The organism is Clostridium sp. ZBS15 (assembly GCF_023845705.1).
In the GTDB taxonomy this organism is placed as follows: domain Bacteria; phylum Bacillota; class Clostridia; order Clostridiales; family Clostridiaceae; genus Clostridium; species Clostridium aquiflavi.
Map to the genome: position 1 here is coordinate 1 of NZ_JAMQHY010000081.1, position 11624 is coordinate 11624.

The window sequence follows — 11624 nt, forward strand, 5'->3', positions numbered from 1 at the left end:
TAAGGGGGTCATTGTTTTTTTATACAAAAAAACGGTCGAACCCTTGATATATAAAGAAAAAATTAAAAGCGTAGTGTAAACAAGTTTACACTATCTTGATTTTAAGGAGGAGAATATTATGAAAGATGCATTAGGAATGGTAGAAACAAAGGGTTTAATAGGGGCTATAGAAGCAGCAGATGCTATGGTTAAAAGTGCTAATGTAACATTAGTAGGATATGAAAAAATAGGATCAGGGCTAGTAACTGTAATGGTAAGAGGAGATGTGGGAGCTGTTAAAGCAGCAACAGATGCAGGAGCAGCAGCAGCACAAAAAGTAGGAGAAGTAGTATCAATACATGTAATTCCAAGACCACATATAGATACTGAAAAAATATTACCACAGTCTAATCTTTAATATAAGAAAGGGGTAGAAATTTCATATGGTTCAAGTAGATATAGAAAAAATAATATTAACTGTTACAAAAGCAGTTATAGAAGAATTGAATAAGTATAATGAAAGTTTAATACCCGTAGGAATATCTAATAAGCATATTCATCTTGGATTAAGGGAACTTGAAGGCTTATTTGGAGAAAATTATAAACCTAATATAAAAAAAGAGTTGAGACAGCCAGGACAATATGCATATGATGAAACAGTTGAAGCTAGAGGTCCGAAAGGATATTTTGAAAAAATAAGAGTACTTGGACCATTGAGAGAATCTACTCAATTAGAAGTTTCAATATCAGATGAAATGAAATTAGGTATAAATGCACCTATAAGACAATCAGGAAAACTTAGCGGTACTCCAGGAATATTGCTGAAGGGACCTAAAGGGGAAATAAAAATAGATCAGGGTGTAATAATTGCTGCGAGGCATATTCATTTATCTACAGACTTTGCAAAAAAATATGGATATAGAGATGGAGAGTTAGTAGATGTAACTACTTATGGTCCAAGAAAAGTAACTTTTCACAATGTAATTATTAGGATTTCAGATGATTTTGTACCAGAAATGCATATTGATACAGATGAAGCTAATGCTTCAGGACTAAAAAATGGTGATAAGATAAGAATTACTAAAGTTGAAGGAGTTTAGCTATGGGGTTAGATGATGCAAATAAAGGGTTAGATATTTTTTATAATTTAATAAAAGAAGAAAAGTGCAATGAAGTTAGTAATAACTTAAAAGTTGGAGTAGATCTAGGTACAGCCAATATAGTTCTTTCAGTAGTTGACAAAAATAATAATCCAGTAGCTGGAGCATCATATCCAGCATCTGTTGTGAAAGATGGACTAGTTGTAGATTTTATTGGTGCTATAGAAATAGTAAAAAAGTTAAAAGCTAAAGTAGAGAAGGTTTTAGGTACAACTATAAGTTATGGATCAACAGCAATTCCACCTGGAACTTTAGAGGGAAATGTAAAAGCAATTGGAAATGTACTAGAAGCAGCTGATATAGAATTGGTTAGTATTATTGATGAACCAACTGCAGCAGCAGCAGTACTTGGAATAAAAGATGGAGCAGTTGTTGATGTTGGTGGTGGTACAACTGGAGTAAGTATTTTAAAAGATGGTAAAGTATTATATACAGCAGATGAACCAACAGGTGGTACTCATATGAGTTTAGTTTTATCGGGGAATTACAATATATCTTTTGAGGAAGCAGAAAAATTAAAAAAAGATTCTAAAAAAGAAAAAGATAATTTTATCCTTATCAAACCGGTTATAGAAAAGATGGCTTATATTGTAAAAAAACATTTACAAGGCTATGATGTAAATAAAATTTATGTTGTTGGTGGAGCGTGTAGTTTCAGTGAATTTACATCTGTTTTTGAAAAGATTATTGGTATAGAAACTATAAAACCAAACCATCCATTGCTAGTTACACCTCTAGGCATTGCTGTTAGTTGCATTAAGTGAGGTGATTAATTTGAACTTTGATGAGATTGTCCAAGTCGTTTTAAAAGAGGTGATGTCTCAACTGGAAAATAAATCATTTAGAACTAAAAAAGCTGTGGTTTTTTTTACAGGAAGTACAGTGGGATTAAAAGAGAGCATCACGGAATTGAAAAAATTAAAAACTCAAGGTATAAAATTAAAAGCAGTTTTATCAAAATATGCATCACAGATAATAGATCCAAATATTATAAATGAAATTTTTAATATGGAAGATATTTATATAGATGATTATTTAGAAGATAGTAACCATATATATGATGAAGAATTTGATTTATTAATAGGTGCAACGTTAAGTATAAATTCCTTATCCAAAGTAGCAAATGGAATAAGTGATACCATGCCGACTGCACTTATATCAAAGTGTATTTTAAATGGTACAAAAGTAATAATCTCTAAAGACAGTGTTGATTTTAGAGAATGTAATACAAGAAGAAATCCGTACAAAAATATTCCTGTTCCATATATGAATATGATTAAGGGATATTTAGATAGGTTAGAATCTTATGGAATAAAGTTAGTTGATTCAGATAATATATTTGATTCTATAATAAAAAACGATTTAAAAAAAGATAGTTTACCCAAAGTTAAATCTAAAATAGATGATAGTAATATAAATGAAATCGTATTAAGTAATTTTAAAAAGGACTTTAATGAAAATCATAAAGCTTTAGAATTCAAAATAAATAAAAAAGTAATTTCAAGTGAAGATATCTCTAATAATAGTGGGAATAAAAAAATTGTAATTTCAAGTAATTCTATAATTACAGCTCTTGCGAAAGATTTAGCAGAAGAGCTTGGAATACAAATTATAAAAAGGTAGGGCAAAAATATGTATTTAGCAAAAGTGGTTGGAGTAGTGGTTGCAACAACCAAAAGCGAAGGACTAGTAGGAAAGAAAATGCTTATTGTACAACCATTAACTCCAGAATATAATCCAGCAGGAAATATTGAAGTAGCTATAGATTCTGTAGGAGCAGGTAATGGTGAACTTGTATTAGTAGCAACTGGTTATGCAGCACATCAACAATTTAATGCTAAGGATGCACCTATAGATAGAGCTATTGTTGCTATAGTAGATAGCGTTGAAGTAAGTAAAGAATGAAATTAGGGGGAAAATAGAATGAATGATTTCAATATGATAGATATAGAAAGTATAGTTAAAAATATCGTTAAAGAGCTTACAGGGAATGAGAAAGAACAAGGGGTTATAACTACTGCCGCTGTCCCAAAAGAAGTAAATCCATTAGCAGATATTGAAAAGAAAATAATGGGATTTGTGAATACTCCTACAATGCCAATTGGTGAATATGGTGTATTTGAAGATATAAATGATGCTATAGAGCAAGCATGGATAGCAGAACAAGAATATAGAAAAGTTGGATTGGATAAAAGAACTGAAATAATTGAAGCATTTAAAGCAGAAGTGAGAAAAAATGTAGAAGAAATATCTCGTAGAACTTTTGAAGAAACTGGAATGGGTAGATATGAAGATAAAATACTTAAAAATAATCTTGCATTAGATAAAACTCCAGGGGTAGAAGACCTTGAAGCTGGGGTTAAAACTGGAGATGGTGGATTAACTCTTTATGAAATGTCACCATTTGGAGTTATAGGAGCAATTGCACCATCAACTAATCCAACTGAAACAATAATAAACAACGGAATATCAATGCTTGCAGGAGGTAATACAGTTGTATTTTCACCTCATCCAGGAGCAAAAGATGTTTCAGTATTTATAATACAACTTATTAATAAAGCAATAGAAAGAGTAAACGGACCTAAGAATCTTATAGTTACTGTTAGAAATCCAAATATTGAAAGTACTAATATAATGTTAGCTCATCCAAAAGTTAATATGATTTGTGCAACAGGTGGTCCAGGAATTGTTAAAGTAGCATTATCAAGTGGTAAAAAAGCAATAGGAGCTGGAGCTGGAAATCCACCAGTAGTTGTTGATGAAACTGCTGATATTGAAAAAGCTGCAGTTGATATTATAGATGGCTGTAGTTTTGATAATAATTTACCATGTATCTGTGAAAAAGAAGTAATAGTAGTAGACAAAGTTGCAGATTACTTAAAGACTTGTATGTCAAAATATTGTGCGTTAGAAATAACTGATAAAAATATGCTTGCACAATTAGAAAAACTTGTTTTAACAGAGAATGGAACTATAAATAAAAAATTTGTTGGAAAAAATGCTGACTATATAATGAGTAAGTTAGGAGTTAATATAGATCCAAGCATAAGAGTTATATTTGCTGAAGTTGAAGCAAATCATCCATTTGCAGTTGAAGAACTTATGATGCCAATTTTACCAGTTATAAGGGTTAGAAATGTAGATGAGGCTATAGACCTTGGTGTTGAGCTTGAACATGGAAATAGACATACTGCTATAATGCACTCAAAACACATAGATAATTTAAGTAAATTTGCTAAAGCAGTGCAAACAACTATATTTGTTAAAAATGCTCCATCATATGCAGGAATTGGATATGGTGCAGAAGGACATGGAACATTTACTATTGCAGGTCCAACTGGAGAAGGTTTAACATCTGCAAGAACATTTACAAGAAAAAGAAGATGTGTAATGGTAGATAATTTCTCTATTAAATAGAATTGGAGATGAGATTAGTGGAAAAAAACTTTTTAGATTTAATAAAAGATGGTGGATTAATTGGTGCTGGTGGCGCTGGATTTCCAACTCATGTAAAATTAAATGCAAAAGTTGAATATGTTATTGTTAATGGTGCTGAATGTGAACCACTTCTGAAAGTAGATCAACAATTGATGGCAGAAAAATCTTCTGAACTTTTATGTGCATTAAACAAAATAGTAGAGCAAACAGAAGCAACTAAAGGTGTTATTGCTTTAAAGGGTAAATATAAGTCAGCAATGAAAAATTTAAATGAAAAATTAGGAGAATATCCGAAACTAGAATTATTCGAACTTGGAAATTTTTATCCAGCAGGAGATGAACAAATTACTGTTTATGAAGTAACTAAAAGAGTTGTTCCAGAAGGTGGGATTCCTTTAAATGTTGGGGTTATAGTTATTAACGTTGAAACATTATTAAATGTATATAATGCTTTAGAAGGAAAACCAGTTACTGAAAAATTTTTAACTATTACAGGTGAAGTTAAAAATCCTATTACTGTTAAAGTTCCCATTGGAATATCAGTAAGACAAGCTCTTGAATTAGCAGGTGGAACATTGATTGATGAGTTTGAAATCATTGATGGTGGTCCTATGATGGGTAAATTAATAGAAGATATTAATAGACCTATAAAGAAAAATACTAAAGGATTAATAGTTATACCTAAGAGTCACAATATAGTTGTTTCAAAGAAAAGAAACATACAATCTATGTTAAAACAAGCAAGAGCAGCATGTTGCCATTGTTCAATGTGTACTGAGGTATGTCCAAGACATTTATTAGGACATAAGTTAGAACCAGATAAGATGATGAGAATTGCAAGTTATGGTGGAACTTGCAGTAAAGAAATTTTACCAACAGCTTCATTTTTATGCAGTGAATGTGGACTTTGCGAACAAGTTTGTGTAATGGGACTTCAACCTTGGAAGTTAAATAGTTTCTTTAAAGGAGAATTAGCTAAAAATGGCATTAAAAATCCTAATCATAATGCTCCAGAAAAAGCAGATGATTTTAGAGAATATAGAAAATTCCCAGTTCATAAGCTTAAGCAAAGATTAAATATAGAAAAATACGATGCTGAAGCACCACTTCAAAATGAGGAATATGATTTTTCAGAAGTTGTAATCTTAAGATCTCAACATATAGGAGCTAAAGCAGAACCAGTAGTTAATATTGGGGATGTAGTTAAAAAGGGTGATCTTATAGGAGATATACCTAATGATAAATTAGGTGCAAAGATTCATGCAAGTATAGATGGAATTATAAAAGAAATAAATGATGATAGCATTGTTATAAGTAGATAAGATAACTAGAAAGGAGAGAGTGAAATGAGAAGATCTATTGGATTACTAGAATTTAAAAGTATCGCAAAAGGAATTCAAGCAGCCGATGAAATGGTTAAATCCGCTAATGTAGAAATTATCTTAGCAACTCCAATGTGTCCAGGTAAATATATAGTAATATTAGCAGGAGATGTAGGAGATGTCACAAATGCTGTAGGTGTTGGTAAGGAAGTAGGACTTAGCTATCTTATAAGTGAATATACAATAGCTAGTGTACATGAAAAAGTATTTCCAGCAATAACAGCAACTTGTGATTTTGATAACATTTCATCTATTGGTGTTATTGAAACAATGTCAGCTGTTGCTTCCGTAATTGCAGGTGATACAGCACTAAAGGCAGCTAATGTAGAACTATTAGAGATAAGAATAGCAAGAGGTCTTGGCGGAAAAGGATACGTTATCCTTACAGGAGAAGTATCGGCTGTTAAAGCAGCAATAGAAGCAGCAGAAGCTAAGCTTGAAGAGGGAGGAGATATTATAGGAACTGTAGTATTACCTTCACCAAGCAAAGAATTAGTTCAAACATTATTATAGTAATATATTTAAAATGTTTAATATATTAGAATAAAAAATCAACCTTTAGAGTACTAGAGATTTCGGTTGATTTTTTATTATTTAGGAATTTATATTATTAAATTAAGCTTATTAAAAGCATAGTCTAAGGTATTTTCTAAGTTTAATAAATTCTTACCAGCACCTTGTGCAAGGGTTTGATTTCCACCGCCACGTCCATCTATAAGAACTATTGCATCTTTTAATAATTCACCCATATTAACATTTTTTATATTTTTAGAACATGAAAATATAAGGTTTATTTTATCATCATTTACTAGTGCAATTAGAGCAATTTTATTATCTTTTTCTGTTATTTGTGAAACAATTGTATTAACAAATTTTAAGGTTTTATTATTATATACATATTTAATAATGTTTATATCATTAATTTGAGCTGAGTTTTCTATAATTTCTTTAATTTCATAATTTGAAAGTTCAATACTCATATTTTTATTTTCATTCAGTACATTTTTTAATTCTAAGTTTAAATTTTCTATTCCATTTAAAGCTTCTTTTTCATTGCAATTTAAGTATTTACACATAGAATTTGCAAATGAATCTTTTTCTAAAGAATCACTTACAGCCTTTGATCCGGTTATAAATTCAATTCTTGATCCTTTTTTATGTTTTTCATATTTTTTTATTTTTATAAGTCTTAAATCTAATGTTGATTTAGGGTGAACACCACAACAAGCATTAAGGTCTAAATCATCAATTTTAACAATACGTATTTGTTCATTAGTATCTGGAAGATCTCTTCTAAGTTTCATATTTTTAAGCTCTCTTTTAGTTGGAGTTAGAAATTCTACATCTAAGGATTTTTCAATAATATCATTAGCATATTTTTCACAGGAACGTACCTGTTCTTCTGTAAGTATAGAATTAAAGTCAATGGTACTAAATTCATTTCCATGATGAACTGCAATTGTATTTATATTAAAAAGCTTAAAGAAGCATGCAGATAGTACATGTTGAGCTAAATGATGATTCATTCCATCTAATCGTCTTAACCAATCTATTGAACATTTAACATTATGTATTCTCGAAGGTTTTCTATCTAATACATGATAAATTAAATTATCTTTTTCATAGATATTTAACACTTCAATTTCATCGATTTTGCCTAAATCATGTTTTTGTCCTCCTCCCCCTGGGAAAAATGCAGTTTTATTTAAAACTATATGAAACTCATTACCTACTTCTTTGACCTCGTCTATTTCAGCAGTGAATTTCTTTAAATATTGATCTTCGTAGTAAAGTTTTTGCATAAGATATTCTCCTTGTATTAACTTATATTTTATATAACTATAAGAACATTATAACAAGTAATTGCAAAAAATCATTCAATTAATAAATAAATATATTGAGTTATGTAAATATTAACCTTAAAGAAGGTGATAAACTCAATGAATTTAATTAATTTAATATGTTTATAAGAAATGAATCAATGTTTATATAACTAACAGTATTTTTACTTGTTTATTTATTAGTAGATTTTTATATAACAGTGCATAACTTATTAGAAATAAATCGAATGAACATATAAAATTTAGAAGAGCTTATAGGTAAGTATAAAATTATTAGATATATAGGAATTTACACTTAATTGCTTTTATTATTTTGAAGATAAAATAATAAAGTGAATAAGGATAAAAATAATCCTTAAATAGAAAGTAAATGCTTTAAAATAATAAGGCATTAATGTAAATTCCTATAAGTTGTATATCTATTTAAATTTGACTAGAAGAAAATTATTAAAATCCTCTTTTTTTAGCTTCAATACCACTTTCATTTAAAGCTGGTTCTTCTATAGTGGTGTTAAAACTACTTTTAGCATATTGATTTTGAGATTTAGTCCCATTTCTTAAAAAGTTATCTTTATTAAAAGTTTTCTTATTATCATTTTTCAATATAATCATCTCCTTACTATGTTATTACAGTTATAGTATTAACAAAATTATAGAAAATTAAAGTGGTAATTATATGAACAACTTAATTAAAAAGTAATTTTACTTATTATAAGTGAATATACTAGTCATATATTTTATATATAATTATTAAAAATTAGGGGGAATATAACGAATGAAAAAACAAATTTACATTAAAATAGCACATTATTTTGAAGCTGCTTTAGCCATCGTAGTTATGCTATTAGTATTGTTATCTACTATTGATGTTATAAAACACATTGTAGAAATTTTTATAGTTAATAGTAATACAATAGTAGAATATGAAGAAATAAATGATTTACTTGCACAAATATTTCTACTAATAATAGGAATTGAGCTTGTAATAATGCTTTCATTACATACTCCAGATACTATTGTGGAAGTTTTACTTTATGCAATAGCAAGAAAACTTTTATTAATACCTAAAGAGGGTGCAATGACTGAATTATTATTGGGAGTTATTGCAATTGCAGGATTATTTATGGTAAGAAAATATTTGATAAATAAAAATATATCTAGTGAAATCAAAGACTAATATATAAGAAAGTATTCACTAGATATAATGTACAAAATATAATATAATAAAAAATATTTTATTATAATTTGTGAGCAATTAATAGGAGGTAATTTGAACGAAGATAATTTTAATAAAAAAGACCTAGTCATAAAGAAACTATATAAAATCTTAGGACATGCTAGAATTTTAGAGAATATAAGTGTTCAGACTAATTCAAATGATGAGTTATCTAAAAAAATAACGGTTTTTAAAATAGCTTTAAATAATGCTAGCAAAATAACAGTACAATATTATATAAAGTATTGTATTGATGAAATAATAAAGGAATATGACAAAGAGGAGCTTTTAGAGTTCAATAATTTAATAGATAAAGTTTTAAAGTGATTTTTAATATTACTTTTTAATATAGTGTAAATGCATAGTGTGTTATTTTTTACATACTATGCATTTTATTGTGTGCCCAGCATGGGCACGTACTAATCGGTGAAAGTCCGTAATGGGGGCTGATAGTGCCAACCATATAGCTAATGGCAAGGGTGTCCATCGTGAGGTGGAATCTGAAGGAAGCCTAAGGCAAAGCCTTGGTCTGAGGTATACAAATTACATTTGAGGCTTGAAGCTATGGGTAAACTTGCAATACAAAGTAAAACCCTATAACTATCCGAAATAGCTAGAGTAAATGTAGCAGATATATGAGGTGAAAGTGCGTGTTCTTACCTGGGGAGGTCTGATAGATATGTACCAATGAATTAATTTTTAGGTTACAACTTATGTAGTGATATATAACTGAACTATCAGAAGTCAGCAGAAGTCATAGTAACTCCGCTAATCGCGATAGCGGACGAAGGACTGAACGTTAGGAGGTTTACAACTTTGGATAAATCAAAGAAATTACAAAGAAAGCAGAAAACTCAATATAGAGACCAGTTGATGGAAGTAGAAGTGGAACTTCAAGGTAAATCAAAGGTGCCTAGTAATTCTAAGGTTTTACCAAATAGGGAAAGCGTAAACGATGAAGAATTTGATACTAGTAGATTACTCTTTTAAGTGCTAGAAAGAAATAATATGCTTTTAGCACTTAAAAGAGTAATTAGCAATAAAGGTAGTCATGGAGTTGATGAAATGAAAATCGATGAACTTCGAGAGCATATCAAGAAACACTGGAATACAATTAAAGCTAAACTATTAGAAACAAAGTATAATCCATCACCTGTAAGACGGGTAGAAATACCAAAACCAGATGGTGGAGTTAGACTATTAGGAATACCAACTGTACAAGATAGATTAATTCAACAAGCAATTGCTCAAGTATTATCTAGAATTTATGAACCATCATTTTCAAACAATAGCTTTGGTTTTCGTCCTCGTAGAGGAGCAAAGAATGCTATAACAAAATCAAAAGAATATATTAATCAAGGAAATAGATGGGTTGTAGATATGGATTTAGAGAAATTCTTTGATAAAGTTAATCATGATATTCTTATGAGTAAACTTGAAAAGAAAATACATGACAAAAGATTATTAGCCTTAATAAGGAAATATCTTAAAAGTGGAGTCCTTATTAATGGTGTTGCTGTAACAAGTGAAGAAGGAACTCCGCAAGGTGGTCCGTTAAGTCCTTTATTAGCCAATATAATGTTAGATGAATTGGACAAAGAACTTGAGAAAAGAGGACACAAATTTTGTAGATACGCAGATGATAATAATGTATATGTCAAAAGTAAAAGAGCAGGACTCAGAGTGATGGAATCTATGACAAATCTTATTGAAAATAAGCTAAAACTTAAAGTTAATAAGAATAAGAGTGCAGTAGATTTTGTATCTAGAAGAAAATTTCTAGGATTTTCATTTTACTTTTCGAAGAGCGGAGCAGAAATTAGAATCCATGAGAAATCTATAAAGAGATTTAAAGAAAAGATTAAATTCTATACTAATAGAAATAAAGGAATTAGTATGGAATATAGATTACTAAAATTAAATCAAATTATGAGAGGATGGATAAATTACTATGGAATTGCTAACGCACGCGGAAAGCTAGTTAGTCTAGACCAATGGATTAGAAGAAGATTAAGAGCATGTATATGGAAACAGTGGAAGAAGATTAGTACTAAACATAAAAATTTAGTCAAACTAGGAATTAACAAATACAAAGCATGGGAATATGCAAATACAAGAAAAGGCTATTGGAGAATTTCCAACAGCCCAATCTTAAGCAAATCTTTAAATAACAAATACCTAGAATCCCTAGGATTTGTTAGTCTAACGCAAACATATCAAATGAAACATTAGATTCTAATGAACCGCCGTATACCGAACGGTACGTACGGTGGTGTGAGAGGACGCTAAATAAAATAATTATTTAGCTCCTACTCGATTTTATGCTATGTTCTAAATATGTGTTGATATTTTAATATCAGTCCACGAGATTTATACTACAATATCAACATAGTCTTAAAGCATTTTTTTATCTTTCTTTAGAAAATCTTTAGTTTTTACAGAATCTTCTCTTTATTTATTAAATATATAATTTAGTTATAAGTTGAAAGAGAGGTGTGCTTATGAATGATTAAAAGCAAAAAGATAAAAGCTAATTCTATATCTTATGTTATTATATAATTGCAATGATTTTTATTCTTTAGACCAATTATAAAAATCTTAAATTTAA

General features: G+C 29.4%; 12 protein-coding genes and 1 pseudogene. 11 read left to right on the forward strand and 2 right to left on the reverse strand.

What is annotated here, in order from left to right; genetic code table 11:
- Positions 1–115: 115 nt before the first annotated feature.
- Genes pduA through NG904_RS16300 form a run of 8 tightly spaced genes read left to right on the forward strand, consistent with a single transcriptional unit; the run spans position 116 to position 6472 of the window.
- Positions 116–397, forward strand: a complete 282-nt coding sequence (gene pduA, locus NG904_RS16265; RefSeq protein WP_222629467.1) for a BMC domain-containing protein — start codon at positions 116–118, stop codon at positions 395–397.
- Between the two features lie 25 nt (positions 398–422).
- On the forward strand, positions 423–1079 hold the full coding sequence (locus tag NG904_RS16270; protein ID WP_252224287.1) for a phosphate propanoyltransferase: 657 nt from the start codon (positions 423–425) through the stop codon (positions 1077–1079).
- Positions 1080–1081: 2 nt separating this feature from the next.
- Positions 1082–1903 (forward strand): ethanolamine utilization protein EutJ, encoded by an 822-nt coding sequence (gene eutJ, locus NG904_RS16275; protein ID WP_252212324.1) that lies wholly within the window; start codon positions 1082–1084, stop codon positions 1901–1903.
- Position 1904: 1 nt separating this feature from the next.
- Positions 1905–2762 (forward strand): flavoprotein, encoded by an 858-nt coding sequence (locus tag NG904_RS16280; protein WP_252224290.1) that lies wholly within the window; start codon positions 1905–1907, stop codon positions 2760–2762.
- Between the two features lie 9 nt (positions 2763–2771).
- Positions 2772–3044, forward strand: a complete 273-nt coding sequence (locus tag NG904_RS16285; protein ID WP_252212323.1) for a EutN/CcmL family microcompartment protein — start codon at positions 2772–2774, stop codon at positions 3042–3044.
- A gap of 18 nt (positions 3045–3062) precedes the next feature.
- Positions 3063–4556, forward strand: a complete 1494-nt coding sequence (locus NG904_RS16290) for an aldehyde dehydrogenase family protein (protein ID WP_252224293.1) — start codon at positions 3063–3065, stop codon at positions 4554–4556.
- 17 nt (positions 4557–4573) lie between these two features.
- On the forward strand, positions 4574–5899 hold the full coding sequence (locus NG904_RS16295; RefSeq protein WP_252232748.1) for a 4Fe-4S dicluster domain-containing protein: 1326 nt from the start codon (positions 4574–4576) through the stop codon (positions 5897–5899).
- 24 nt (positions 5900–5923) lie between these two features.
- Positions 5924–6472 (forward strand): BMC domain-containing protein, encoded by a 549-nt coding sequence (locus tag NG904_RS16300; RefSeq protein WP_252212320.1) that lies wholly within the window; start codon positions 5924–5926, stop codon positions 6470–6472.
- A gap of 89 nt (positions 6473–6561) precedes the next feature.
- Here the strand turns inward: NG904_RS16300 and NG904_RS16305 are convergent, their stop codons facing one another.
- Entirely contained in the window at positions 6562–7761 is a 1200-nt protein-coding gene (locus tag NG904_RS16305) for a DHHA1 domain-containing protein (RefSeq protein ID WP_252224297.1), read from the reverse strand.
- 486 nt (positions 7762–8247) lie between these two features.
- A complete protein-coding gene (locus tag NG904_RS16310; protein WP_252212317.1) occupies positions 8248–8403 on the reverse strand; it encodes a hypothetical protein in 156 nt (51 codons plus the stop codon).
- A gap of 172 nt (positions 8404–8575) precedes the next feature.
- Between NG904_RS16310 and NG904_RS16315 the strand changes: the two genes are divergently transcribed.
- The 3 genes and pseudogenes from NG904_RS16315 to ltrA all read left to right on the forward strand — a co-directional run bounded on the left by NG904_RS16315 (position 8576) and on the right by ltrA (position 11248).
- Positions 8576–8977: a hypothetical protein gene (locus NG904_RS16315; protein ID WP_026072098.1), complete on the forward strand. Its 402-nt coding sequence runs from the start codon at positions 8576–8578 to the stop codon at positions 8975–8977.
- Between the two features lie 93 nt (positions 8978–9070).
- Positions 9071–9343, forward strand: a complete 273-nt coding sequence (locus tag NG904_RS16320) for a metal-sensing transcriptional repressor (RefSeq protein WP_252232750.1) — start codon at positions 9071–9073, stop codon at positions 9341–9343.
- Positions 9344–9832: 489 nt separating this feature from the next.
- A pseudogene (gene ltrA, locus NG904_RS16325) lies at positions 9833–11248 on the forward strand (group II intron reverse transcriptase/maturase).
- Positions 11249–11624 lie beyond the last annotated feature (376 nt).